Origin of the sequence: Nocardia sp. BMG51109 (assembly GCF_000526215.1) — a bacterium.
Taxonomy (GTDB): Bacteria; Actinomycetota; Actinomycetes; order Mycobacteriales; family Mycobacteriaceae; genus Nocardia.
This window is the reverse complement of sequence record NZ_JAFQ01000004.1, coordinates 1,477,831-1,503,993: the sequence shown is the minus strand read 5'-3', so window position 1 is coordinate 1,503,993 and position 26,163 is coordinate 1,477,831. Positions and strand designations below refer to the sequence as shown.

Genomic DNA, 26,163 nt, shown 5'->3' with positions numbered 1-26,163 from the left:
TAATGGCCAAGCGGATCGACGTCAAAGATCTGAACATCTACTACGGCAAGTTCCACGCGGTCGCCGAGGTGGACCTGACCGTCCTGCCGCGCAGCGTCACCGCCTTCATCGGTCCGTCCGGTTGCGGCAAGTCCACGGTGCTGCGTTCGCTCAACCGCATGCACGAGGTGACCCCGAACGCGCGGGTCGAGGGCGCGGTGCTGCTCGACGGCGAGGACATCTACGGCTCGCAGGTGGATCCGGTGGGTGTGCGCCGCACCATCGGTATGGTGTTCCAGCGCCCGAACCCGTTCCCCACCATGTCGATTCGCGACAACGTGGTGGCCGGGCTCAAGCTGCAGGGCGTGCGCAACCGGCAGGAGCTCGACGAGGTGGCGGAGCGCTCGCTCAAGGGCGCCAACCTGTGGAACGAGGTAAAGGACCGCCTCGACAAGCCGGGCGGCGGACTGTCCGGCGGTCAGCAGCAGCGCCTGTGTATCGCCCGGGCGATCGCCGTATCGCCGGACGTGCTGCTGATGGACGAGCCTTGTTCGGCACTCGACCCGATCTCCACGCTGGCGATCGAGGACCTGATCGCCGAGCTGAAGAAGGAATACACGATCGTCATCGTCACGCACAATATGCAGCAGGCCGCGCGCGTGAGCGACCAGACGGCGTTCTTCAACCTGGAGGTCCAGGGCGAGCCGGGCAAGCTGATCGAGATCGACGAGACGGAGAAGATCTTCTCCAACCCGTCCCGCAAGGAGACCGAGGACTACATCTCCGGCCGTTTCGGCTGATCCGCGGCAGCGGTTGGGCCGCAAAAACTTTCGCGACCCCGGTCCGAGCGGGCCGGGGTCGCGTTGCGCCTCGGGGCCGTCCACCGAGGTCCCCGGTCGTGCCCACCGGGACCTGCTGTCGGGCGCGCCGGATTGCTCCGGGCCATCTCCGACGGGCGGTGCCGATCGTCGAATATGCCTGTGGCCGGGCAGAACTCGGAGCCCGTGGCCGCCGAGTCGGAACTTACCCGACCTCGGCCTCCGGGTCGGGCGGCAGCTCACCGGTGACCAGGAAGACCACGCGGCGGCCGATCTCCACGGCGTGATCGGCGAAGCGCTCGTAGTAGCGGCCCAGCAGCGTGACATCGACGGCGGCGGCGACGCCGTACTTCCAGTCGCGGTCCATCAGCAGCGTGAACAGGTGGCGGTGCAGGTCGTCCATCGCCTCGTCGTCCTGGTTCAGCTGGGCGGCGCGCTCCGGGTCGCGGGTCTCCAGGACCTCCTGGGCCGCCTTGCCCATGCTCACCGCGATCCGGCCCATCTCGGCGAAGTAGCCGTTCACGGGCTCGGGCAGGGCATGATCCGGGTGCCGCCGACGCGACACCTTGGCCACGTGCAGCGCCAGCACCCCCATCCGATTGACATCGGACACGATCTGGATCGCGCTCACCACCTGGCGCAGATCGCCGGCGACCGGCGCCTGCAGGGCAAGCAGCGCGAACGCCTTCTCCTCGGCCTGCGTGATCATCTCGGCGATCCGATCGTGCTCGCTGATCACCTGCTCGGCGAGCGTCAGATCGGCCTGCAGCAGCGACTGCGTCGCCCGGTCCATCGCGGAGCCCGCGAGACCGGCCATCTCGCCCAGCATGTTGGCGAGATCGGCCATTTGTTCGTTGTAGATGACACGCATGGTCCAGAACACTAGTTCCCGGCGCTGACCAAGTCACGAACTGTGGGTGAACCACCGGTATCGCCGAACATCAGCGAGCGAACGGAGATTCACTTGCAGGTGTCGTCGGCGGCATTCACGTGCTCCAGATCGGACGGCAGCGCGGCCGGACCCTCGCCCGCCGAGGAGGTCGGAATGTCCGGCAGCGTAGTGCCGAACGAGGTCGGCGCCTGCACCGATCCGTCGGCATCGGAGCCCAGCGCCACCTCGACGATGCTGCCCAGCCCCGGGGCGTTCTCCAGCGTCGCACCCGGAATCGAGGAGGCGACGGTGGCCGCCTCGGCCTCCTGCCCCTCCGAATAGCGGACCTTGGTGCCCGGGATCGTTCCGCCGGCGAAGTTGCCGACGTTGTAGATCTGGAAGCCCTGGCTGGACAGCTCCGTGGCGAGGGTTCCCGCGGCGCCGGAAGCGCCGGAGCCGTTGGAGACCTGCACCGAGACGGTGCCGGGGTCGACGGCGGTCAGCTGCTGTTTCGGCGGCGGAGGCGCGGCCGGAGCGGCCGGTTCCGGTGCCTTCTTCTCACCCGGCAGCGGCTGATCGTCGATGACCGCCTTGAAGATCTCCTTGATGTCGGATTCCCGGGGGATCTCGTTGCCGTAGGACGTGGTGCCCGCGGTCGGCACCGTCACGAACGTGATGGCCCCGGCATCGACCTTCTGTAGTGACCGGCCCAGCATCAGCAGATCGCGGGTGCTGACCGCGTCCATGAAGGCGCTGCCGGAGAACGCGTTGATGAAGCCGTTCAGCTTGCCGACGTCGAACAGCACCTTGCTGGACAGCGCGCCGCGCAGGAGGGAGGACAGGAACAGCTGCTGGCGGTGGATGCGGTCGTAATCGCTGCGCTCCTCGCCGTAGACGTGGCGCGCCCGGACGTAGTCCAGCGCGGTCGGTCCGTTGAGCATCTGCCGCCCCGGATTCGGCAGGATGGTGCCGAGCTCGTCGTCGACCAGCGGCTTGTCGGTGCACACCTCGACGCCGCCGATGGTGTCGACCATCGAGGAGAAGCCGTTGAAGTCGATGCCGATGAAGTGGCCGATCCGCAGCCCGACAAGCTTCTGAATCACCTTGGTCAGGCATTTCGGGCCGCCGAGGGCGTAGGTGGCGTTGAGCTTGTCGCCGGCCGCCTGCGGGAACGTCGACTGGTTGTAGGTCGCCTTCTCGTTGTCCCAGCCCTCACAGGACGGCCGGGTGACGTCCAGGTCGCGGGGGAACGACACCGCGACGACGCGCTGCCGGTTCTCGGGGATGTGCACCAGCATGACCGTGTCGGCGCGGGCGCCCTCGGCGTCCTCGGTGCTGCCGGCGCCGACCTGGCTGTCCACGCCGGCCCGGGTGTCGGTGCCGACGATCAGGAAGTTCTCGTCGCCGAGCTGACCGCCCGCGTCGACGATGTCGTCGGACTTCTGGTCCAGCGCGGAGACCTGGGTGAAGCCGTTGTCGGTGGCGCGCAGGTAGTTCCAGCCGACGCCGGTCAGAATCAGGGCGAGTACGGCCACGAAGGCGGTCGAGCCGCGGGCCGCCAGGCGCAGCCGCCTGCGCTGGCGCTCCTTGCTCAGCGCCAGCCTGGACTGTGTCGAGGTGCCGACGCTCTTCGGCCGCGCGGCCGCGGTCTCCGCGTCGGCGGCGGTCTCGCCCTTCGGGACGGGGAGCTTGTCGGTCGCGGGGTCGACGGGTGGCCGGCCGTCGCTGCCGCCGGGGCCCGGTATCGGTCCTCCGGCGGCCGCTGCCGCTCCCGCCGCGACGGCCGCGGGAGCCACGGCGTCGGTGGGCCGGTCGTCGGCACCGGGGCCCGAGGGCACGGGATTGCCTTGTGGCGCTTTACCTTGCGGAGGTTCGGCGCGCCCCCGCCGCGCCCCTGGCCGGCCCTGCGGAGGCTCACCCCGGCCCTGCGGGGGTGCGTTGCGGGCCGGTGGGGGTTCGCTACGGCCTTGTGGCGGTGCGTTGCGCGGTTCGCCGCGGCCTGGCGGTGGCGCGTTGCGGCCCTGTGGGGGCTCGGCGCCGCCCGGCGGTGGTACGGCGCGGCCTGGCGGCGGTGCCGCGCGGCCCCGCGGTGGCGCGTCCCGGCCTGGTGGCGGTTCGCCGCGGCCCGGAGGCGGCGCGGCTCGCCCCTGCGGGGGCTCACCCCGGCCCTGCGGAGGTTCAGGGCGGCCTTGCGGAGGTTCGGGGCGACGGCGGCGACCGGCGGGCGGGCTTGCGGCCGGGGTGTCGGGGGCGGACCCGGGGCGGCGCGGGGCGCGCTCGTTGTCGACACGCTGCACCAGGTCGTGCACGGTGACCGGACCGGACGTCTCGTCGGAGTGCCTGCTGCGGCGCGCGGACGGCTCCTCGTCGCCGGATTCCGGGGCACGGTAGCGCTCCCAGGGGGCGCGACCGCCGGGCCCGGACGTACGCCCGTGCCGTTCGTCGTCACCCACCAAGGAACCTCGCTTTACTCGTCGTCCATGCCCGGATCGGATCTGTGTACCCAAGGGTGGGTGAACCTCGCGGAGGCGCACAGCATCACCGGTTCCAGCAATAGTAACGATTCAGCCACAAGGCGGCAGGGTGGGATTGCACAGTCGCTGATGCTGGGTGTTTGCTGATCTCTGTGGCGTGTGCTGAATGTCCGGCCGCAACACCGGGTGCGACCGTTCGACCACTTTCCCGCCGCTGACCGGATCGATTGCCCTGTCTTCGCCCGGGGAAGTTTCCGATTGTGTGAAGACCTGCCTGGCAGCCTCGGCGGCGGTCCGCCCCGCGGTCGCCCGGGTCGGCAAGCAGAGCATGGTGATTTCGCGAACCGAGACGGCGTATCGCGGCCGGCGACTCGGTCGCGGCGCGGGCGCCCGCCGATCGTGATCGCCCTCGTTCGCGCTCGGCGCCGCTTCCGTCGAACCGGTGCACCGCGCGTACCCGGACGTGAAGTAGGCGATGATCCGTCGCGTGCCCGGCGGACGTTCCGTCCGGATGCTGCCGGGTGGGCGATCATGATCATGCCGGGGTGCGTCGGCCATTGCCGGTGCCCCGCAGCGTATTCGGCGGTCGGCGCTTCTTCGCCTGCCCGGCCGGCGCGTATCCGGCGTATTCGGTGAGCTGGGCCGTCATCGTCGATCAACCGTCGCGTGCTCGGTTGGCGTGTTGCGGGTGTGCTGTCGCGTGCTCGGCCGTCATTGCCGGTGCCCGAGCAGGTATCCGGCCGATCGTGTGCTCGGTCGTCGTGTTTCCGCTGACCAGTCGCATGCTCGGCTGCCGGGTGGGCGGTGCCTGTTCGCTGACCCCGTAGGTCGGGCCGCGCGCGGATACTCGTGCGTCATGGGGTATTGGCGGGTGGGCGCCGCGGCCGTGTTCGGGTCGCTGTGGGCGGGGTGTCAGCCGCCGCTGTGCATGACGTCGGCGGCGGTCGGGACGGCGGCGTCGGCCGGGTCGTCCAGCCAGCCGTGCGGAAGGCTGACCTTGCCGGGGGAGCCCTGCCGGCCGCGGGGGCCTTCGGCGTCCGCGGGGAACGGGGCTGTGGGTTCCAGCGCGCCGATCAGGTCCCGCAACTCGGTGAGGCTGCCGACGGTGGCGAAACGGCGGCGCAGTTCGGAACCCACCGGGAACCCCAGGAAGTACCAGGCCATGTGTTTGCGGAGGTCACGCATGGCCTTGTTCTCGCCGTCGTGTTCGACCATGAGCTGGGCGTGCCGGTGCAGGACCTCCCCGACCCGGCCCAGGTTCGGCCCCGGGGGCACCGGCTCGCCGCGCAGGGCGGCCTGCAATTCGGCGAACAGCCACGGCCGTCCCAGGCAGCCGCGCCCGATCACGACGCCGTCGCAGCCGGTGTCGGCCATCATCCGCAGCGCGTCTCCGGCGCTGAAGATGTCGCCGTTGCCGAGCACGGGGATCGTGGTCACCGCCTGCTTCAGCCGGGCGATCGCCGACCAGTCGGCGGCGCCGGAATAGCGCTGGGCCGCGGTCCGCGCGTGCAGCGCCACGGCCGCGGCGCCCTCGGCCTCCGCGATGCGGCCGGCATCGAAGCAGGTGGTGTGGTCGTCGTCGATGCCGATGCGGAACTTCACCGTGACCGGCACGCCCGCGGGTTCGGCGGCGGCGACCATGCTGCGCACGATCGCCCCGAACAGCCGGCGCTTGTACGGCAGCGCGGCGCCGCCGCCCAGCCGGGTCACCTTCGGTACCGGGCAGCCGTAGTTCGTGTCGATATGGTCGGCGAGGTTCTCGCCGACGATGATCTTGACGGCCTCGGCCATGGTGGCCGGGTCGACGCCGTAGAGCTGGAGCGAACGCGGGTACTCGCCGGCGCCGAAGGTCATCATCCGCATGGTCTTCGGATCGCGCTCGACGATCGCGCGGGCGGTGATCATCTCGCAGACGTAGAGCGAGGTGCTGCTGCCGAACTCCCGGCACAGCGTCCGGAAGGCGACGTTGGTGATTCCGGCCATCGGCGCGAGCACCACCGGCGGATCGACCGCATAGGGCCCGATCCGCAGTCCCGGCTTGGTCTCGACAACCGCAGTCATGACAACCAGTGTCGCAAACCGCCGGTAGTGGCCCGGGCCACCCCACGCGCCGGACGCGCGGCCGGGGCGGTCACCGGGCCGCCGAGCACTCCCGGACGCGCGCACCGGAGCGTCCCGGCGACCGGTCCCGGTGCGCCGCAGCGGCATCGGGCCGCGGCCGCACCGGTGCCGCGGACACGAACAACGGCCGGATGAGGGTTTCGACCCTCATCCGGCCGTTGTCGTTGTGCCGGTAGAGATCTCGCCGGACGCGTTTCGGCCGTCAGGCGCCGGCCGCGGTGGAGGCGAGCTGGCGGTCGCGCTTCGCGGCCTCGCGGGCCAGCATGCGGTCGCGCTGTTCCTCGAACTTTTCGACGTCCTTGCCGAGCTTCTCCAGGAACAGGCCCAGGCGCTCGCGGACCTCCTCGCCGCGGGCGGTGAGATCGTCGCGCTCGAAGATCTTCCACTTCTTCAGGACCGGCTGGACCACTTCTTCCAGGTGCTGGCGCAGGTCGTAGATGCCGTGCTTGGCCATCAGCACGCCGTTGCGGCGGAAGTTCGGCATGCCCGCGCCGGGCATCTGGAAGTTCTCCAGGATCAGCGTGATCGCGTCCAATGTCTGGTCGGGGGCCAGGTCCAGGGCTGCGCCACACATGTTGCGGTAGAAGATCATGTGCAGGTTCTCGTCGGCGGCGACGCGCTGCAGCATGCGGTCGGCGATCGGGTCGTCGCAGACCTTGCCGGTGTTGCGGTGGCTGACCCGGGTGGCCAGTTCCTGGAAGGTCACGTAGGCGACCGAGTGCAGGAATCCGGCGTCGGCCTCGGCCGGTGAGGCGAACCCGTTGGTCATGTGGATCATCCGGGCCTCCTCCAGGGCGACCGGATCCACGCCGCGCGTGACCACCAGGTAGTCGCGCATGACGATGCCGTGCCGGTTCTCCTCGGCGGTCCAGCGGCCGACCCAGGTTCCCCAGGCACCGTCCTGGGAGAAGTTCTCGGCGATCTCGCGGTGGTAGGAGGGGAGATTGTCCTCGGTGAGGAGGTTGGTGATCATGGCCGCCTTGGCGACCTCACCGAGCTGCGACTGAGACGGGTCCCAGTCCACACCGCCCATGGCGGCGAAGTTGCGTCCGTCGTCCCACGGTACGTAGTCGTGCGGGTGCCATTCCTTGGCCATCGACAGGTGGCGGTTGACGTTCTGTTCGGCAACCGGCTCCAACTCCGTCAGCAGTTCGAGTTGAGTCAGATCCCTTGCCATATAAGTGCCCTTCGGTGTGTCGTGCGCTCTTGTCCGTCAGTCCCCCTTGGCCGTGTCGCCGCCGCCCATACCTTACGGCACCGTAGGTGTGATACGAAACGCATCTGGGGTAGTTCACAGTGTCGGTGATGGAACTCGTATGACGACGTCGGGGCGGGTACAACGGTTCCGAGTCTAAGGGCGTGGACCACACTGTGCTGACTATCGTTCGCGGCGGCACGATGTTAGCTCCGACGCGAACCCGCTCGTCACAAGGGCTGTCGGCGGGCGGTGGTCGGCGGGTGCGGCCCGCCCGCCGACGTGTGGTGCCCCCACCAGGGCTCGAACCTGGGACCTGCGGATTAAAAGTCCGTAGCTCTACCAACTGAGCTATAGGGGCGCGGTCCGCAAGTCTAATGGGCCGTGCGCGTGAGCGGTAACCGGTATCCGGGCGGCGTCCGGTGCGATGGCTCGGTGCTGGTCGGCGGAGCCGATGAGGCTTGCGGAGCCGGCGGGCCGAGGGGCGGGGTGGACGGAGCGGTGGCGGTGCGCGGGCAGCGGTCGGGCGACGCACCGTGTTTCGCGACGGCGGTCCGGCTGATACATGTTGGGGCAGTCGGACGATACGCCCGGGTGGTGGTTGTCCGGCCGCTGCCGGACGGCCGAACGTGTCCCGCGACTGGGGACAATCACCTTGGTTCCCAATTTGTTTGACGGCGGAAGTATGGAAACATCAACCAATCGTGGTGCGTGACAACGCAATTGGTACCGGAGGTGAGTGTGTCGGTGGGTCGTGCGGGGGAACTGTGGGGCGGGGCGGCGAGGCGTTCGGCGGGTGGTGGCCCGCCCGGGATCGATGCGCCCGGCGTTGAACGCCGCTGGGGCGCGCCGGAATTCGCGAATGGTGCCAATCACCCATTAGGTAGCTGTGTATTTGCCATTGTCCCGGAAACGCGATTCGGCGAACTGACTTGCCGGTACGGCCTACAACGGCCGTCGTTTCGGGGTACGGTGACCGCTTGGTGAATTCCGGAAGAACCGGGAGTACCCCGGTTGGTACGGGATTCGGCCTATGGTTGATGTGCCCGACGATGTCGCGACCGGTCAGGCCGATCGTGATGCCCTGGAGATTGCGTCGCAGGAGGCAGATCCGAGACGAAGAAAACGCCCGGGTGCGCACCCCCTGCGGCACACCTCGGGCGCCGAGAACTATACCAGCCAGTGTGTTTCAGGTTTTCTCGCGAGTTTTCGTACCAAAAGTTTGAAAAACCGGGCAATAGCCCGAGTTGAAGTACTTGAAAATCTCATAACCTTCGCGTCGAGGACTGTTCCGAACAACGGGAGTCCTTCGGCGGCAAGTAGCTTCGGAGGCGTTTCGAGCATGGCACGGCAGCAAGAGCGGGCCCGCCGGACACGTGCGGCGATCATCAGGTCCGCCGCCGTTGAATTCGGGAAGAGCGGCTATGCCGCGGCATCGCTCAACCGGATATTGGAAGGATCGCGCGCCACCAAGGGCGCCATGTACTTTCACTTCGACTCCAAGGAGGATCTCGCGCGGGCGGTGCTGGACGCCGCGGTCGAACGTTACCGCGCGACCACCGAAAGATGGCTCACCCGAACCGATCTCGGTGCGCTGGACATGTTGCACGGGATGATCGACGAGATCGCGCTCCGGCTGGAGAACGACCTGATCATCCAGGCCGAGTTCCGGCTCGTCATCGAGCCCGAGTTCTACCGCGACGTCCAGTCCGGCGGCGGGCGCATCCTCGGCCGGGCCACCCGGCTGCTCGCGGTGCGCGCGATCGACCAGAAGCAACTGCGTCCGGATGCCGATCCGGACCGGTTCACCCGCACCCTCGCCGCCTCGCTGGCCGGCCAGCGCTACATCATCGACCTGCTCGGTGGCGGTATAGACCTGCGGGCGCGGTTCACCGAGGCACTGGAGGTCATCATCGAGTCGATGGCGACCGCCGAGTGGCTCGATGAGTTCCGCCGCACCGGATGGCGCGCGTCCGCACGGATGGAGGATCTCAACCTGGGCCCGTGACCAGCCGATTTGGGTTTCACGATCGAGCTGTCATAAGCTATGCGGGCTCCCACACGGAAGCCGTAGAACACGGACCGGAGAGATCCGGCGGGCCCCCTTCGTCTAGCGGCCTAGGACGCCGCCCTTTCAAGGCGGTAGCGCGGGTTCGAATCCCGTAGGGGGTACGGTGGTGACACCGTTGGAAGCAGAGCAAGGCCCTGTGGCGCAGTTGGTTAGCGCGCCGCCCTGTCACGGCGGAGGTCGCGGGTTCGAGTCCCGTCAGGGTCGCACAGTAATGTCCAGGCATTCGAAACGGGTGCCCCGGCCAGGTAGCTCAGTTGGTACGAGCGTCCGCCTGAAAAGCGGAAGGTCGCCGGTTCGATCCCGGCCTTGGCCACCCTCTGGAACCCTCCGCTGTTCGCGGAGGGTTTTTGTCTTGTTCGAGGGGTGTCGCGCCGCCACACCCCAGCCCGGGGGGCTTTGCCCCACGACCCCCCTTCGAGAAGTAGTTCCACGCCTGAGGCGGTTCACTATCGGCGGGTGTAGCGGCGGCTCCTTCCACGGGGTGCATCCTGGGCGTGACCCCCTCTGTCGACGACGGGTCAGCTGTTGATGGGTGCCGGAGGTTTCTCACTGTGGGTGCATCCTCCCCAGGACGTGGCTCATGTGCCGAGGACAGTCACTGTTGGTGGGTGTAGTAGGGACTGACTCGCTTCAGCGGTGCTTTCCAACGACGTGGTGGTCGCATGAACTCGAAGCAGTGATCGGTCCAGGCGGTAGTTCTATGCGCCGGCGGCGGTTTCGTCGGTGATGGGTGCAACAAAGTTCCCGAGTGGCGGCTTCGGCTCGGGTCGTTTCATAAGGGAGCCTTGGGGATCGGGTTCCGCCTGTTGCCGGCGGTTGATGCGGCATCACTTCCGGATTGTGCTTCTTGTTCCTGTTCTTCGGCCGTTCGGCGTTGCCGTAGCAAGCGTTTGGTCTAATTCGGCGCGGGTATTGGTGAACCTTTCAGTTCAGAACATTCACTGCGCGGGTTATCACGGGAGACAAGGTGATCAGGGATATCCCGACCGAATCATCGTCGTGGTCTCGATCCAGTGGGCATGGGCATGATGCCGGGCGTGGGCCGCGGGGAGCCGCGATCGAATTCCCAATAGGAGAGGGCGAAAGCGGCGACATCGGCCGGCCACATCGCGGTGCCCGAACCGCTCGGCATAGGGGTTTGCTGCGACCCACACGACCAGCAGCAGCAACCCCCGGGTGGGCCCGGGCCACCGTGGGCTCCACGTGCAGTGATTCGGTGGGCTCCACGTGCGGTGATTCGGCAGCAGGGTCCGCGGCGCGCACGGAGACCGCGCCACGCGTATCGGCGACGCGCAGCGGAGGCGAGTGGGATGCTGGTCTCATGGGTGAATCCGACGCTCCCTGGTACTACTGCCTGAAGCACCATCGCGCCGAGCAGGGCAAGCGGTGCTGGTTCGCCGATCGGATGGGTCCCTATCCGGACCGGGCCACCGCCGAGCGGGCCCTCGATATCGTCCGTGAACGCAATGCGCGCGCGGACGCACGCGACGACGACTGATCCCGGCGCCGGCGTTCACCCGAGCTAACTCGTACCCGCCGTGCCCGGTGGGCTACGGTTCGATGAGCAGAATCGTGCCCGCGCCGCGGCGGGCGTGCGGCCGGGTCGAATCGAGCGGAGGGCGACTTGTGAAGGTGACCGTGGTGGTGCCGACCTACAACGAGCGGGACAACCTGCCGGTAGCGGTGTCGCGGCTGACCGCGCTACCGGTCGCCGACCTGCACGTCCTGGTCGTCGACGACAACTCGCCCGACGGGACCGGGGAGGTCGCGGACAAGCTCGCCGTCGAACAGCCGTCCGCGGTGAGCGTCCTGCATCGCACCGAGAAGGACGGCCTCGGCCGCGCCTACATCGCCGGCATCACCAGGGCGCTGGACGAGGACGCCGACGTCGTCATCCAGATGGACGCCGATCTGTCGCATCCGGCCGATGTCATTCCGGCCATGCTGGACAAGCTGGAGAATTCCGGCGAACAGGCGGGCAAGCCGGTCGGCGTGGTGCTCGGCTCGCGCTACGTCGAGGGCGGCTCCACCGCGACGGAGTGGAAGTGGTACCGCAAGGCGCTCTCGGCGTGGGCCAACTTCTACGTGAACCTGATCCTGCGGCTGGGCGTGAAGGACGCGACCGCCGGATTCAAGGCGTGGAAGGCCGACACCCTGCGCGCCATCGACGTCGCCTCCATCCACAGCAACGGGTACTCCTTCCAGGTCGAGATGAACTACCGGACCATCAAGAGGGGCATCGCGATCGCCGAGGTGCCGATCCGGTTCGAGGAGCGCACCAAGGGCGCCTCCAAGATGAGCCTGCGGGTGCAGCTGGAGTCGGCGCTGATGCCGTGGAAGCTGCTGTTCGGCCGCAGCGTCTGAGCGCTTCGGGAACACCAGCATCCGAGCGCTTCGGGACTCAGTTCCGCAGCGGTTGCGCCGAATCGGCTTCGGGCGCCGGCCAATCGACCAGAGTGTCGACGAAAAGCCGCCGGACCCGCTCGATCTCGGCGTCCATATCGCCCGGATCCCAGCCGCCGACATCGATCGCCGGCAGCACCGCCACGTCGACCGTGCCCTTGCGCACGATTGCCGAATCGCGCCAGGCGATTTCGCCCGCGTTGCGGATCACGAGCGGGATGACCGGCACCCCGGCCTGAATGGCGATGTGGAACGCGCCCTTCTTGAACGGACCCACCCGCGGCGTCAGCGACCGGGTGCCCTCCGGCGCGACGACGACCGACAGCCCGCCGCGCAGCGTCCGCACCACGGGCCCCAGCGCGGCCTTCGCGCCGGCGGTGTCGGAACGGTCGATGAACGTGGCTCCCGCGAATCGCATCAGTGGCCCGAAGACCGGATTGTGGGTGATCTCCTTCTTCACGATTCCGGTGAAGCCCGACCGCAGCACCGCGGCCAGCACCACCATGTCGAACTGGCTCTGGTGATTGAAGACGAATACGGCGGGCCGGGGCGTGCGGGCGTGCTCGGCGCCGGTGATCCGCACTCGCACGCCGGTCGCGCGCAGGGTGGCGTCGGCGGCGTGACTCATCATCGAATCGGCCATCCGCTGCCGCTCCCGCGACGGTGACCGAACGGCGATCCCGAACGCCGCACCGCCGACCAGGCTCGCGAAACCCGCTGCGGTGCGGGCGATATCGCGCGTCCGCGCCGCCTCCCGCGGACGGAAGCCGAGCACCGGCCAGTCCCGCTCGCCGGACTCGAGGGTCAGGTGCGGATCCGGATTCACCGCTCGCGGACGTCCGGTCAGTTCCAGCAGCGGCAGATCGGTGGCGGTGTCGGCGTAGGCGTAACTGCCGGGGAGGTCGAGGCGATGGGCGGCGGCGAAGCGGCGCACCGCGTCGGCCTTTCCGTTGCGCCACAGCGGTTTGTCGTCCACGTGGCCGGTCAGCACGCCGTCCCGGGTCGCCATCCGCGTGCACAGGACGTGCTCGATGCCCAGCTCCGCGGCGACGGGCAGCACCTGGTAGCGGGTCAGGCAACTCGCCAGCACGATCGTGTGCCCGGCGGCCTCGTGGGCCCGGATCAGCCGCCACGCCTCCGGGTACAGGTGGCCGTAGCCGGCCCGGTGGAACAGCCGCTCGCCGAGATCGGTCAGTTCGGCGTCCGCGTGCCCGGCCCAGAGGTGCATGACGCGCTGCAGGAAACGCTCGTATTCGCCCTCGCCCCGCGCGCCGCGAATGCTGGTCAGCAGTGAGTCGGCCAGCGCGCGTCGCGAACTGCGACGGCGCAGCAGCCGCCGTGCCGCGGAGGCCGGTGCGAAGCCGTGCACGACGGTGCCGCCGAAGTCGAAGATCGCGGCGATCCGCGGCCCCCGCGGGCCGGTACCGATCGCGGCGACGGCCTCGTCGATCGTCATGGCGCTCATGAGACCTCCAGCCGGTGGGACGGATCCAGGGTCGCGGCGCGGGTGATGCGGGCGCCGATCGTGCGCAGTTCGTCGGCGAAGGCCCGGCGACGCTCCCGCAGTTCCTCGGCCGCGCCCGAAACATCCTGTGCTGCCGGGGAATCGGCGGACGGCGGATCGAGCAGCCCGTGGTTGTCGGCGAGTTTCAGCGCGGTGTCGAACAGTTCCGACGACACCGACTCCGGGCTGTGCAGCCGCCGTTGCAGCAGCATCTGCCGCCCGACGGCCAGACATTCCGTGATGAACTGCTTGCGGTCCAGGGGCGCCGTGTCCTCGCGGGCCGCCAATCGGTCGGCCACCACCAGCTGGGCGTCGACGAACGAGCGCAGCACGCGGTGCGCCATCACGAATCCGGATGCGGTCAGCTCGGCCAGGATGTCGCTGCCTACGGTTTCGTCGGCGGGATCGGCGGGCCGCGACGCGAGCGACGGGTCCGCAGGCGGAGCGTCACGACGCAGGGCCCCGGCAGCGTCACCATCGGACGCGGTGGCGGCAGCCGGCGTCACCGCGGAGGGTCCCGCGTACGCCGCATCGAACAGAGCGGGGCGGCGGTCCCAATCCTCGTCCACCAGCCGCATTTCCGCGGTCATCCGGGCGGTGAATTCCGCGCGCTCGGGGAAGAAGAATTCGAACTTGAGCAGATCGCGCAGCCGGAAGGCGGCATCCCAGCCGGCCTGCAGCTGCTCGCCCTCCGGGGCATCCACGGCCGCCAGGATGGCCAGTTCGAGAATGGCGCGGTTGACGAACCAGTGCACCGCGCTGTTGCGGTAGAACGCCGCCTCCAGATGCGCACCCGGCTCGATCGAGTACACCGGCTCCAGTCCGCCGCGGTACACCGTCACCACGCGCGCCAGCGACAGCTGTTCGAGGACCACCGCCAGCCCGTGATCGTCGCCGAGGGTGTCGAGTTCGCCACTGGGCAGACCGCGGCGGCGGATGTAGTCACGCACCGGTGCCAGCACCCCGCGCACCTCGCTCAGGGTCAGCGCACGCTCGTGCACACCCAGCAGCACGAGGGTGACCAGCGCGTTCGCGGCGATCGGCGTGACGGCGTTGATGCCGACGGCGACTTCGAAGGCCAACCGCTGCACCGCGGCTCGCTCCCGCTCGCGAGTCTCTGGCTCGGCGGTAACGCCCGGGCCCGGATCGGGCGTCAGCGGATCACCGTGCGCGGCAAGGCGTTCGCGCGCCGACAACGCGGCGCCGAACCGGAGGTACACGTGCCCCGCCGAATGCTGCTGGTTGCGCACGTAACGCGCCAGCCAGGTCAGCCCCTCGGGTTTCTTGGCGCCGCCGGACTGTTCGGTGGCGATCGCGCCCAATTCGTTGAGCCGCTCGTAGGTGATCGAGACCGGCACCAGCATGACGTCGTCGACGCGGCGCGAACGGACCGCCGCCGCCAGGTAGTTCAGCAGTCCGTAACGCGGCGGGCGGAGTTTGCCGGTGCGGGTGCGGCCGCCCTCGAAGTACCACTCCATGTTGAACCGCTTCGTCAGCAGGTAGGCGAAGTATTCCTCGACCACCGCCTTGTACACCTCGTCGTCGCCGAAGCTCCGGCGGATGAAGACGGTTCCGGTGCGCCGCGCGATCGGCCCCATCGGCCAGAACCGCAGGTTCGCGCCGCCGATCACGTGGTTGGGCGGAAAGTCGTGCCGGGCCAGCGCATCACCGAGCACGAAGGCGTCCACGTAGGAACGGTGCGAGGGCAGGAACACCAGCGGATGGCGGCTGTTGAGCCGGCGCAGTTCGGCCAGTCCGGACGAGTCGCAGTCGACCTTCCAGGTCGAGGCGTGCACCGGGCGCATCGCCTGGGTGAACAGGTCGGAGACCAGGCGGCTCTGCGCCGCGACCAGCTCGCGCAGCGACTTCTCGGCGCGCCGGTACACCTCGCGGGAGGAGACCCCGGTGTGCTCGGCGATGGCGTCGAGCCGGCGAAGGAACTCCGGCGAATCCAGGATCTCCTCGGCGACCAGTCGCGGCACCTTGTAGCGGTCGCCGATCACGGCGCGTTCGGCCCGTTCCAGTGCCACGATTCCCGCGCGCACGACGGCCCGGGCGAACGGTTCGTCGGTCCCGGCGACGGCCGGATTGTTCGTGCGCAACTCGCTGAGCCGGGCGGGCTGCCCGGTCAGGACGAGGTGCCGGTCCGGAGCCTTGGCCAGCAGCCGGCGCTGCATCAGCCGGTGCGGCCGGCGGGGATCGGAGAGCGTGGCCAGGTCGGCGAAGGTGGTGCGGCGCACGCCGTTTCGCTCCGGCGGCAGCCACACCACCCGGACCGGAACCACCAGCGGATCGTCGCGGCGGTGCACCAGTCGCGTGGTTACCGCGGCGGGATCCAGGTCGATCTGCGTCACCGGCGCGTCGACTCCGAACTCCGCGGCGATACCGCCCTCGGCCAGCCAGCCGCCGATCAGTTCACGCTCGGTCGGCGAGGTGGCATCCACCAGTGCGACCACCGAATTCGGCGCGGTGTCGGGTGGGGGCGCCGTGGGTGCGTCGGCGCGGTCGTCGATCATGCGGGGCCTTCCATCAGGTGACGTCCCCATTGAAGCCCGGGCCGAGCATTTCGCGCAGGAGGTTGGGACGGTGAGTGTGTGCTTCGGAACAACCACCGACAGATCAGGTGATGCTAACCTCACACATAGAACTTAGGTAAGCATAACCTTGGAGGTCTGGGTGCCGACCACGGACGAGCGAACGCTGATCGATGAGAAGGACGGTCCGGGGGCGACATCGAACTCAGCACGCTGGGGCGAACATGTGACCGATCCGGCGGCGGCTCTGGCGGCGCTGGCCGCCGCCGACCGGTTCGGTGAGTACGTCGTCTACGAGCGTCCCGGGGAGTGGGTGTTCGCCGCCGATCCGATCGGCAGCGTTGAACTCGATGTCCACGAACTGCGGGTCGGCTGGGACGGGCGCACGAGCGCCGCCGCGTGGCAGGGCCGGCCGGCCGAGGTGATCGATCGGGCGCTGGCCGCGCTCCCGTTGGCCGGCCGGAACGTTTACGGCTGGATCGGATTCGAGTTCTGCGCGTGGTCGCTGCGGGCCACCGAGCACCTGGCCCCGCGAACCACGCTGGCGCACCTGATGATTCCGCGGATCGAGGTGCGGATCGATGCGTCCGGCGTGCGGGTCGGCGGCGCCACGCCCGGTGAGACCGCCGATATCCACGAGTTGATCGCCGCCGCGCAGGGCACCGAGCTGCCGCGGGCGCATCCGGCCGACGTCACCATCGATCCGACCGCCTACCGGGACCGGGTGGCCGAGGCGATCGAGGAGATCCGGCACGGCAAGTACCAGAAGGTGATCCTGTCCCGGAAGGTCGACCTGCCGTTCGTCGTGGACGTGCCGGCCACCTACCGGCTCGGCCGGGCGCACAACACGCCGGCGCGCTCGTTCCTGCTGCGGCTGGGCGGGCTGGAGGCGGCCGGATTCAGCCCGGAACTGGTGGCCTCGGTGGATCGGGAGCGCATCGTGACGACCGAGCCGCTGGCCGGAACCCGGGCCTTCGGGCGCGGCGCGGACGCCGACCGGGCCGCCCGGGCCGAGCTGGTCGCCGATCCCAAGGAGATTGTGGAGCACGCGATCTCCGTGCAGACGTCGTTCGCCGAGATCGCCGCGGTGGCCGCGCCGGACAGCACCGCGGTGTCGGATTTCATGGCGGTGCGCGAGCGGGGCAGCGTGCAGCACCTGGCCTCCACCGTGCGTGGCCGCCTGGCCGACGGCCGGACCGCCTGGGACGCACTGGAAACGTTGTTCCCCTCGGTGACCGCCTCGGGCATTCCGAAGGATGCCGGCGTGGACGCGGTGTTCCGGCTCGACCACGATCCGCGCGGCCTGTATTCCGGTGCCGTGGTGACGGTCTCGCCGACCGGTGCGCTGGAGGCCACCCTGGTGCTGCGCGCGGTCTACCAGACCACCGAGGGGGCCTGGTTGCGCGCGGGTGCCGGAATCGTCGGCCAGTCCCGGCCCGCCCGCGAGTTCGAGGAGACCTGCGAAAAGCTCGGCAGCATAGCGCCGTACGTGGTCGAGGGCTGATCCCTCGACCCGGCGCCGGCGACGTCAGCCCTGGGCGCGCAGGGCCTTCTTGTCGATCTTGCCGACCGCGGTCACCGGCAGCGTGTCGGCCCGGCGCAGGACATCGGGGAGCTTGTAGGTGGCCAGTCCGCGGTCGATGAGGAACTGCTTGATCTCGGCGAGGGCGGGCAGGTCACCGTCGACCACCAGGACCGCGCAGACCTTTTCGCCGAGCGCGGGATCGGGCAGGCCGACGGCGGCGGCGTGCCGGACCGCGGGATGGGCGAGCAGGTGTTCCTCGAGTTCGTCGCAGGAGACGTTCTCGCCGCCGCGGTTGATGACGTCCTTGATCCGCCCGGAGACGGCGAGGTGCCCGCTGGGCAGCCGGCGGACCAGATCGCCGCTGCGGTAGTAGCCGTCGGGGGTGAACGCGCGGGAATTATGTTCCGCCGCACGGTAGTAGCCGCGGATGGTGTAAGGGCCGCGGGTGAGCAGCTCGCCCTCCTCGCCCGGCGCCACGTCGTTGCCGTCGCCGTCCACGACGCGGACCTCGTCGGCCGGCGACAGGGGACGGCCCTGGGTGGTGCAGACGATATCGGTGTCGTCGTCGAGCCGGGTGTAGTTGATCAGGCCCTCGGCCATGCCGAACACCTGCTGGAGTTTCACGCCCAGGGCCGGTTCGACGTCGCGGGCGTTCACCTCCGCCAGCCTGGCGCCGCCGACCTGCAGCAGGCGCAGCGACGACAGGTCGGCCGTCTCCCATTCGGTTGCGGCGCACCACAGTTGCGCCAGCGGCGGGACCACGGCCGTCACCGTCACCCGGTGCCGCTCGATGGCGGCGAAGGCGGCCTCGGGGCTCGGGTCGGCGGTCAGGACGATCGAACCGCCGGTGGCGATCGTGCCGAGGATGCCCGGGCAGCACAGCGGAAAGTTGTGTGCCGCGGGCAGACTCGCCAGGTAGACATCGTCGGGCCCGAACTCGCAGATCTCGGCGGAGGCGCGGGCGTTGTATCCGTAGTCGTCGTGGGTCCGGGCGATCAGCTTGGGCAGTCCGGTGGTACCGCCGGAGACCAGCAGCACCGCGATGTCGTCGGCGGCCGGCTCGGGCAGCGAACCGTGGTCGCGGGGAACGGTTCTCAGGTCGGTGAACGGTCCGGCGTCGCCGAGGATCAGCACGTGGCGCAGCGTGGGCACCTGTGCGGCGACGGTGGCGGCCAGCTCGCGGTAATCGAAATCGGCCGTGCGGTCGACCGTGATATAAGCCACGGCGCCGGACAATGCGGCCAGATGCTCGATCTCGGTGCGGCGGTGCGCGGGCAGCGTCAGCACCGGAACGGCCCCGGCGCGCATCAGGCCGAACAGCACGGGCACGAATTCGGGGACGTTCGGCAGCTGCACCACGACGCGGTCGCCGGGGGTGATGCCCAGGGCCGCAAGGCCGTAGGCCATCCGGTCGGCGTCGGCGTCGAGCTCGGCGTAGTCGCGGGTGCCGTCCGCGGTGTGCAGGGCCGGGCGCCCCGGCCACTGCCGGGCCGCGCGGCGGAGCAGCTCGCCCAGCGGTTCTCCGGTCCAATACCCGGCGGCCCGGTAGGTCTCGGCGAACTCGGCGGGGATCGGGACGAAACCGTCGCGGTCGTTCCGGAGGGGTGTCGCTGTCATGGATGCTGCCTCGTCACTGGTTCATTCGCGGGACAATTATGTAGGTTAGGCAACCCTATATTACGATGTCGGCACAAGACTGCGGCGCTTCGTGGCTCTAGACTCGACCACGTGACAGGTTGGGACACTTCCGACATGCCGGATCAGAGCGGCCGCACGTTCGTCGTCACCGGCGCCAACAGCGGCCTCGGCGCGGTGACGGCAAGGGCGCTGGCCGGGGCCGGTGCGCAGGTGATCATGGCCTGCCGCGACGAGGTGAAGGCGCGCACGGTGGCCGACTCGATCGGCGACCGGGCCCAGGTCCGCCGGCTGGACCTGGCCGACCTGGCCTCGGTGCGGCAGTTCGCCGATTCCGTTGAGCGAGCCGATGTGCTGATCAACAATGCCGGCGTGATGGCGGTGCCGCTGCGCCGCACCGCCGACGGTTTCGAAATGCAGTTCGGCACAAACCATCTCGGGCACTTCGCGCTCACCGGTCTGCTGCTGGACAAGATCTCCGATCGAGTCGTCACGGTGTCCAGCGGCGCGCACCGGCTCGGCCGGATCGATTCGTCCGACCTGAACTGGGAGACCCGCCGCTACGAGCGGTGGCAGGCGTACGGGCAGGCCAAGCTGGCGAATCTGATGTTCGCCTACGAACTGCAGCGCCGGCTCACCGCGGCCGGCTCGCCGAAGGTGTCGGTGGCGGCTCATCCCGGTTATGCCGCAACGGATCTGCAGTCGCACACCGAATCGTTCCTGGACACGATCATGGCGCTGGGCAACCGGCTGGTGGCGCAGAGCGCCGAGATGGGCGCGCTGCCTTCGCTGTTCGCGGCCACTGCCGAGGTCGAGCCGGGCGCGTTCTACGGCCCGGCCCGATTCGGCGGCATGCGCGGGTACCCGGCCCGGTCCGGATCGTCCGCCGCCTCCCGCGACGAGATGATGGCGCGGCGGCTGTGGGAGCAGTCCGAGCAGCTGACCAAGGTCGCCTACTCGTTCCCCCGCCGCTGACCGTATGACGCAGGTCACATCCCGGCCTGTCACACCCGGAGTACCTGCCTCGTCTTCCTGATATACCGACGCCGCGGCCGAGCGGCAGAGGATCAGGAGGCAGTGATGGAACCCCGAATCAACCTGTTCGACAACGAGATCGCCGCCAAGTTCACCAAGCGGCTCACCAACGCGGGCCAGATCGTCGACCAGTCGACCCTGCCGAAGGCGACCTACGAACTGGTCAAGATCCGCGCCAGCCAGATCAACGGCTGCGGATTCTGCACCGATATGCACACCAAGGACGCCGCGGCCGCGGGCGAGACCTCGGTGCGGCTGAACCTGGTGGCCGCCTGGCGCGAGGCCACGGTCTTCACCGAGGCCGAGCGGGCCGCGCTCGCGCTGGCCGAGGAGGGCACCCGGCTGGCGGACGCGCACACCGGAGTGTCCGACGAGACCTGGGCGCAGGTGCGCAAGCACTACGACGACGAGCAGATCGGCGCGCTGATCTCGGCGATCGCCGTCATCAACGCCTACAACAGGCTCAACGTCATCGCCGGTACGCCGGCGGGTGGCTACGAGCCCGGCATGTTCGGATAGGTCCCGCTCGACGGCGAGCCCGGCCGCGGATTGTCGATCCGCGGCCGGGCTCGCCGTCGATTGTGGTGCTTCTCACCGGCGCCGGTCCGACTGTTCGAGCGCACGACACCGCCTGGTACAGTCCAGGACGTGCAGCGCGCGTATTTCTGGTTTATCAAACCGGCCCCGGGTGGGCCGGTCGGTGAACCGCGCTGACCTTCTCCCACCCCGAGCCGGAAGACCAGACCGGCTCGACGGGACAGTTACTCGGTGGGCCGGCCTGAGAAATGGAGCCCCCGATGACGACCGCAGCCGATGCCGACGCGCATTCGACTCCCGCGGCCACTGCCGATCTCGACGATCAGCGCACCCTGAGCATCAGCCCGCTGCTGTCGCCCGCCGAGGTGCGGCGCGACCACCCGATCGACGAGACGCACGCCGCCACCGTGCGGGCCGGCCGCAAGGCCACCGTCGACGTGCTGAACGGCGCCGACGACCGCCTGATGGTGATCGTCGGGCCCTGCTCGGTGCACGATCCCGAGGCCGCGCTCGACTACGGTCGCCGACTGGCCGCCAAGGCCGCCGAGCTGTCCGATCGGCTGCACGTGGTGATGCGGGTGTACTTCGAGAAACCGCGCACCACGCTCGGCTGGAAGGGCCTGATCAACGACCCGCACCTGGACGGCACCTTCGACATCAATACCGGTCTGGGACTGGGCCGACGGCTGCTGGTGGACATCACCGCGCTCGGGTTACCGGTCGCGTGCGAGTTCCTCGATCCGATCACCCCGCAGTACATCGCCGATCTGGTCTCCTACGGGGCGATCGGCGCCCGCACCGCGGCCAGCCAGGTGCACCGGCAGCTGGCGAGCGCGCTGTCGATGCCGATCGGCATCAAGAACAGCACCGACGGTGACGTGCAGGTCGCCGTCGACGGCGTGCGCGCGGCCGCGGCCAGTCACGTCTTCCCCGGCACCGGCCTGGACGGGCGGTCGGCGCTGATCCGCACGGTCGGCAATCAGGATTGCCACGTGATCCTGCGCGGCGGCAGCACCGGGCCCAACTACGACGCCGCCTCGGTGGCCGAGGCCTGCATCCGGCTGGAGAAGGCGTCGCTGCCGGAGCGGGTGGTGGTCGACGCCAGCCACGGCAACAGCAACAAGGACCACACCAAGCAGGTCGATGTCGTCACCGATATCGCCGAGCGGCTGGCGGCCGGTGATCGCAGCGTCGTCGGGGTGATGATGGAGAGCTTCCTGGGCGCGGGCCGGCAGGATCTCACCCTGGGGCGCGCCGCCGATTTGGAGTACGGCCGGTCCATCACCGATGCCTGCCTCGACTGGGACACCACGGCCGCGCAGCTCGACCGCCTCGCCGCTGCCGTCGAGGCTCGCCGGGGCTGAGCGCGGGCGCCGCCGATGCCCGCCGCGCGAATCGGCCGGTGTGACACGGCATTCGCGGACGGGAAGCGGCCGGTCCAGTGGTTGACGACCGGCCCGCGACGGAAGCCGCGGTGATCGGCCACGATGGCGGCATGATCGAGACGACTGCGGTGCTGGGCGTGGCGGTGGCCGCGCTCGGATTGGTGCTCACTCCCGGGCCGAACATGGTGTACCTGGTCTCCCGCACGGTATCTCAGGGACGCAGGGCGGGTTTCGTGTCGCTGGCCGGGGTCGCGGCCGGGTTCATGATCTACCTGGTGGCGATCGCGGCCGGGATCACGGCGATCTTCGCGGTGATCCCGGGGTTGTATGTGGCGGTGAAGCTCGCGGGTGCGGCCTATCTCGGCTGGCTCGCGTGGAAAACACTGCGGCCGGGCGGGATTTCGGCCTTCACGCCGTCCGAGCTGTCCGCCGATCCGGCGCGGCGGCTGTTCGCGATGGGGTTGGTCACCAACCTGCTCAACCCGAAGATCGCGATCATGTACATGGCGCTGATCCCGCAGTTCGTGGTGCCCGCGCGGGGGCAGGTGTGGTTGCAGAGCCTGTGCCTGGGCGCCGTGCAGATCACGGTGGCACTGCTGGTGAACGGGCTGATCGTGCTCGGCTCCGGCGCCATCGCCGCGTTCCTGGCCGGGCGTCCGCTGTGGGTGCGGGCGCAGCGGTGGATCACCGGCACGCTGCTCGGCACCGTCGCGGTCCTGCTCGCCACCGATCGCGCCCGGCCGGTGCCCGCCTGAGCGTGCCGTCCGGGTTGCTGATTCGGGTCCGTTTCGCAGGTGCGATGCGAGTACCCCGAGCTGGGTGGCCGGTTCGGTGCCGGCTCGGGGTGCGGCGCGAATGTCTCGGACCGGGTGCTCACCCGGTGTACGGGCCGCAGGTGCGATGAGGGTGGGCGACCGGGGCCGGCGGGAGTCCGCGACGTGCTCGGCCGGGCTCCCGCCCCGAGACCCCGCCGCAGATTCCGGTCTGCCGGGTTACCTGGTCGACGGTGCCGAATGGGCGGCGTGCAGGCGGCGCACGGCCTCGTCGAGGGTGTCGTCCCGCTTGCAGAAGGCGAAGCGCACCAGGCGGTTCCAGGAATCCTTGTCGTCGGCGAAGGCGCTGAGGGGTACGGCCGCGACACCCAGACGTTCGGGCAGTTCGCGGCAGAAGGTGTGCGCGTCGTCGGCGGTCAGGCCCGAGATGTCGGCGCAGACGTAGTAGGTGCCGTCGCTGCGTTTCACCTCGAAGCCCGCGTCGGACAGCGCTCGCGACAGCCGGATCCGCTTCTCCGACAGGGAGTCGCGCAGTGCCGCCACCCACGGCATCTCGTTGCCGAGCGCGTAGGCGACGGCCGGCTGGAACGGGCCGCCGCCGACGAATGTGAGGAACTGCTTGGCGGCGATCACCCCGTCGATCAGCGGTTTCGGGCCGCAGGCCCAGCCGATCTTCCAGCCCGTCACGCTGAATGTCTTGGCGGCACTGGAGATCACGACCGTGCGCTCGGCCATGCCGGGCAGCGTGGCGATGCTGACGTGTTCGTGGCCGTCGAAGGTCAGGTGTTCGTAGACCTCGTCGGTCACCACCAGCAGGTCGTGCTCGAGGGCAAGGTCGGCCACCTCCTGCAGGTCGGCGCGGCCGAGCACCGTCCCAGTCGGGTTGTGCGGCGAATTCAGCAGCAGCATGCGGGTTCTCGGGGTGACGGCGGCCCGCAGGCCGTCGTGGTCCAGGGCGAAGCCGTCACCGTCGGGCACCAGGCGGGCCGTGCGCCTGGCCGCTCCCGCCAGCGCGACCGCCGCGGCGTACGAGTCGTAGTACGGCTCGATCAGCACCACCTCCCGGCCCGGTTCGACCAGGCCGAGGATCGCGGCGGCGATCGCCTCGGTGGCGCCGACGGTGACGAGGACCTGGCTGTCGGGGTCGTAGTCGGTGCCGTACCGCCGCGACCGGTCCGCGGCGACGGCCTGCCGCAGCGCGGGCACGCCCCGGCCCGGCGGGTACTGGTTGACCCCGTCGGCGATGGCGCGGCGGGCGGCCTCCAGCATGGCGGCGGGTCCGTCGGTGTCGGGGAAACCCTGGCCCAGATTGACCGCGCTGTGCCGCACGGCCGCCGCGGTCATCTCGGCGAAGATCGTCGCTCCGAAGGGACGCAGGCGGGCAACGGTCGGCGTATCCGGCATGAACACCAAGGTAGCCGGTCGTTCTCGCGGTCTCGGTGCCGGGCGAGTTCGATCCGGCCCGCCGCACCCGACTCGACGGCAGGTGTGGCATACGGGAGATGCGTGGTGGTTCGAGAGCTACGACGCGGCGGCGATGATGCGGATGCCGACCCCGACCGGCCGCACGCCTTCGCTCGGCCGCACGTCGGGCACCGGACGGCCTCGAATCGGTTCGGCGGAGGGGCGTGCGCGGGTCAGTGCGGCAGCCGAATCCCGGTGAGCTTGGCCGGGTTGGCGAGATCGTAAGCGCCCCAGATCAATCCGTCGCGCACGGTGAAGCCGATGACGCGGGTGGGGTAGCCCGGGTAGCCGTCCTGGGACGCGCGCTCGGGGAGCAGCAGGCCCAGCTGCCCGTTCACGTTCACGAATTCGGCGGCCATCTCCCGCGGGCCGGCCGGGTCCATGCCGTACCGGCGCAGCAGGCCGACGGCGAGGCGGGCGACCTTGGCGGCCCCCGCGACGGCGTTGAGCGCCGTGGGGGTGGTGCCGCCGGCGTCGGCGAGGAACGTCGCGTCGGGGTGCAGGGTGGCGACCACCCGTTCGATATCGCCGGAGGACAACGCCTCCAGCAGGTTCCGCACCGCGTCCTGGTGTTCGGCGTCGGCGACCGGTTCGGGGCGGCGGGCGGCGGCCCGGCGGGCGCGGGTGGCCAGCTGGCGGGCCGCCTCGACGGACACGTCGAGGATCTCGGCGATCTCGTCGAACGGCACGGCGAACCCGTCGTGCAGGACGAAGGCCACCCGCTGCGGCGGGGTCAGCGAGTCCAGGACGATCAGGGCGGCCAGCTGGGAGTCCTGTTTGCGGACAACGGCCTCCAGCGGATCGGGCAGTCGGGACGGCGTGCTGCCCGTGACGATCGGTTCCGGGAGCCATTGCCCCACATAGCTTTCCCGCCGGACGGCGGCACTCCGCAAGCGGTCCAGGCAGATTCGGCTCACCACCGTGGTCAGCCACGCCCGCAGATCCTCGATCTCGGACTGGTGCGCGGTGGCCAGCCGCAGCCAGCTCTCCTGCACCGCGTCCTCGGCGTCGGCCACGCTGCCGGTCAGCCGGTACGCCGCCGAGAGCAGATGCGCCCGATGGGATTCGAACAGATCGGCGAGCAGAGCGGCAACCATTGCGATGATTCTACGGCCGCCACGACCCGCCCCGACCAGCGGTCCTGCCGAAGAAAACGGCTTGGGATGCCGGGCGGTCGCATGCCAGCATGGCGCCATGGCGGACTACGGACTCTGCGACGACACGGTATGGCTGACCCGGCCGACGGCGGCCGACCTCGACGCCATCGTGGCGTGCTGCCGGGAGCCGTCCATCGGGGAATGGACCACGATCCCGGTGCCCTACCGCCGCGAGCACGCGGAGTCGTTCCTGACCGACATCGTCGAGCCGGGCTGGGCCGCCGGCCGCCCGACCTGGGGCGTGCGCGAGGCCGCGGACGGGCCGATCGTCGGCATGATCGGCCTGCACGCCCGCATCCGGGAACAGACCGGCGCCGAGATCGGTTTCTGGCTCGCGCCGCAGGCCCGGGGCCGGGGCCTGATGACCCGTGCCGTCCGGCTGGTCTGCGATCTCGGTTTCGCCGCCGACGGCCTGGGCCTGGAGCGGATCGAGTGGCGCGCGATGGTCGGCAACCACGCGTCGGCGGCCGTCGTGCGGCGGGTGGGCTTCCGTTACGAGGGCCTGCTACGGCTCGGCGGTGAGCAGCGCGGCCGCCGGCGCGATCACTGGGTGGCCGGTCGGCTGGCCACCGACCCGGCGGGCCCGGCCGACGGCTGGCCCGCGGACGTTTGACCCGCGACGGCCGGCCCGCGGATGTTCGGCCCGCGCGAGACCAGGCTCACACCGTATGAGCTGCGCCTA

The 26,163-nt window shown here is 69.7% G+C and carries 19 protein-coding genes and 4 tRNA genes; 13 read left to right on the top strand and 10 right to left on the bottom strand.

All coding sequences use genetic code 11. From position 1 onward, the window contains the following. Positions 1 to 2 precede the first annotated feature (2 nt). A complete protein-coding gene (pstB, locus tag D892_RS0108020) occupies positions 3 to 779 on the top strand; it encodes a phosphate ABC transporter ATP-binding protein PstB (RefSeq protein WP_024800742.1) in 777 nt (258 codons plus the stop codon). A 223-nt stretch (positions 780 to 1,002) separates the two neighbouring features. Here pstB and phoU read toward each other — a convergent pair whose 3' ends face one another. From phoU to D892_RS0107985, 5 genes are all read right to left on the bottom strand, one after another. Next, entirely contained in the window at positions 1,003 to 1,668 is a 666-nt protein-coding gene (gene phoU / locus D892_RS0108015; protein ID WP_024800741.1) for a phosphate signaling complex protein PhoU, read from the bottom strand. A gap of 89 nt (positions 1,669 to 1,757) precedes the next feature. Continuing rightward, positions 1,758 to 3,506, bottom strand: coding sequence for an LCP family protein (locus tag D892_RS40700; RefSeq protein WP_024800740.1), 1,749 nt, complete (start codon positions 3,504 to 3,506; stop codon positions 1,758 to 1,760). Between the two features lie 1,548 nt (positions 3,507 to 5,054). Beyond that, a complete protein-coding gene (gene dusB / locus D892_RS0107995) occupies positions 5,055 to 6,203 on the bottom strand; it encodes a tRNA dihydrouridine synthase DusB (protein ID WP_024800739.1) in 1,149 nt (382 codons plus the stop codon). Between the two features lie 262 nt (positions 6,204 to 6,465). Beyond that, a complete protein-coding gene (locus tag D892_RS0107990; RefSeq protein WP_024800738.1) occupies positions 6,466 to 7,440 on the bottom strand; it encodes an acyl-ACP desaturase in 975 nt (324 codons plus the stop codon). Between the two features lie 303 nt (positions 7,441 to 7,743). After that, positions 7,744 to 7,819, bottom strand: a tRNA-Lys gene (locus D892_RS0107985). 981 nt (positions 7,820 to 8,800) lie between these two features. Between D892_RS0107985 and D892_RS0107980 the strand changes: the two genes are divergently transcribed. The 6 genes from D892_RS0107980 to D892_RS0107955 all read left to right on the top strand — a co-directional run bounded on the left by D892_RS0107980 (position 8,801) and on the right by D892_RS0107955 (position 11,893). Then, positions 8,801 to 9,466, top strand: a complete 666-nt coding sequence (locus D892_RS0107980) for a TetR/AcrR family transcriptional regulator (RefSeq protein WP_024800737.1) — start codon at positions 8,801 to 8,803, stop codon at positions 9,464 to 9,466. Positions 9,467 to 9,557: 91 nt separating this feature from the next. After that, a tRNA-Glu gene (locus D892_RS0107975) sits at positions 9,558 to 9,630 on the top strand. A 29-nt stretch (positions 9,631 to 9,659) separates the two neighbouring features. Next, a tRNA-Asp gene (locus D892_RS0107970) sits at positions 9,660 to 9,733 on the top strand. A gap of 35 nt (positions 9,734 to 9,768) precedes the next feature. Beyond that, positions 9,769 to 9,842, top strand: a tRNA-Phe gene (locus tag D892_RS0107965). Positions 9,843 to 10,850: 1,008 nt separating this feature from the next. Further along, complete coding sequence (locus D892_RS47645; RefSeq protein ID WP_198036860.1) at positions 10,851 to 11,027, top strand: hypothetical protein; 177 nt, start codon at positions 10,851 to 10,853, stop codon at positions 11,025 to 11,027. Positions 11,028 to 11,173: 146 nt separating this feature from the next. After that, positions 11,174 to 11,893: a polyprenol monophosphomannose synthase gene (locus D892_RS0107955; protein WP_024800736.1), complete on the top strand. Its 720-nt coding sequence runs from the start codon at positions 11,174 to 11,176 to the stop codon at positions 11,891 to 11,893. Between the two features lie 37 nt (positions 11,894 to 11,930). Here D892_RS0107955 and D892_RS0107950 read toward each other — a convergent pair whose 3' ends face one another. Beyond that, the gene (locus D892_RS0107950; RefSeq protein ID WP_156959429.1) at positions 11,931 to 13,397 is read right to left on the bottom strand and encodes an HAD-IB family hydrolase; all 1,467 of its coding nucleotides are present in this window, start codon (positions 13,395 to 13,397) and stop codon (positions 11,931 to 11,933) included. After that, positions 13,394 to 15,952: a glycerol-3-phosphate 1-O-acyltransferase gene (locus D892_RS0107945; RefSeq protein ID WP_024800734.1), complete on the bottom strand. Its 2,559-nt coding sequence runs from the start codon at positions 15,950 to 15,952 to the stop codon at positions 13,394 to 13,396. Before D892_RS0107945 ends, D892_RS0107950 begins: the two co-directional genes overlap by 4 nt. Before the next feature lie 160 nt (positions 15,953 to 16,112). Between D892_RS0107945 and D892_RS0107940 the strand changes: the two genes are divergently transcribed. After that, entirely contained in the window at positions 16,113 to 17,474 is a 1,362-nt protein-coding gene (locus D892_RS0107940) for a salicylate synthase (protein WP_084161477.1), read from the top strand. Between the two features lie 24 nt (positions 17,475 to 17,498). Here D892_RS0107940 and D892_RS0107935 read toward each other — a convergent pair whose 3' ends face one another. Beyond that, on the bottom strand, positions 17,499 to 19,112 hold the full coding sequence (locus tag D892_RS0107935; protein ID WP_024800732.1) for a (2,3-dihydroxybenzoyl)adenylate synthase: 1,614 nt from the start codon (positions 19,110 to 19,112) through the stop codon (positions 17,499 to 17,501). A 111-nt stretch (positions 19,113 to 19,223) separates the two neighbouring features. On the opposite strand from D892_RS0107935, the gene D892_RS0107930 reads away from it, so the two are divergent. From D892_RS0107930 to D892_RS0107915, 4 genes are all read left to right on the top strand, one after another. Further along, positions 19,224 to 20,105 (top strand): oxidoreductase, encoded by an 882-nt coding sequence (locus D892_RS0107930; RefSeq protein ID WP_024800731.1) that lies wholly within the window; start codon positions 19,224 to 19,226, stop codon positions 20,103 to 20,105. A 105-nt stretch (positions 20,106 to 20,210) separates the two neighbouring features. Next, a complete protein-coding gene (locus D892_RS0107925) occupies positions 20,211 to 20,684 on the top strand; it encodes a carboxymuconolactone decarboxylase family protein (protein ID WP_024800730.1) in 474 nt (157 codons plus the stop codon). A gap of 278 nt (positions 20,685 to 20,962) precedes the next feature. Continuing rightward, positions 20,963 to 22,066 carry a 3-deoxy-7-phosphoheptulonate synthase gene (locus D892_RS0107920; RefSeq protein WP_024800729.1) on the top strand — a complete coding sequence of 368 codons (1,104 nt, stop codon included), beginning with the start codon at positions 20,963 to 20,965 and terminating at the stop codon, positions 22,064 to 22,066. Positions 22,067 to 22,197: 131 nt separating this feature from the next. After that, entirely contained in the window at positions 22,198 to 22,842 is a 645-nt protein-coding gene (locus tag D892_RS0107915) for a LysE family translocator (RefSeq protein ID WP_024800728.1), read from the top strand. A gap of 237 nt (positions 22,843 to 23,079) precedes the next feature. On the opposite strand, the gene D892_RS0107910 is transcribed toward D892_RS0107915, so the two are convergent. Beyond that, entirely contained in the window at positions 23,080 to 24,264 is a 1,185-nt protein-coding gene (locus D892_RS0107910) for a pyridoxal phosphate-dependent aminotransferase (protein ID WP_024800727.1), read from the bottom strand. A 233-nt stretch (positions 24,265 to 24,497) separates the two neighbouring features. Beyond that, on the bottom strand, positions 24,498 to 25,421 hold the full coding sequence (gene sigJ / locus D892_RS0107900; RefSeq protein WP_024800726.1) for an RNA polymerase sigma factor SigJ: 924 nt from the start codon (positions 25,419 to 25,421) through the stop codon (positions 24,498 to 24,500). A 97-nt stretch (positions 25,422 to 25,518) separates the two neighbouring features. On the opposite strand from sigJ, the gene D892_RS0107895 reads away from it, so the two are divergent. Continuing rightward, on the top strand, positions 25,519 to 26,094 hold the full coding sequence (locus D892_RS0107895) for a GNAT family N-acetyltransferase (protein WP_024800725.1): 576 nt from the start codon (positions 25,519 to 25,521) through the stop codon (positions 26,092 to 26,094). Positions 26,095 to 26,163 lie beyond the last annotated feature (69 nt).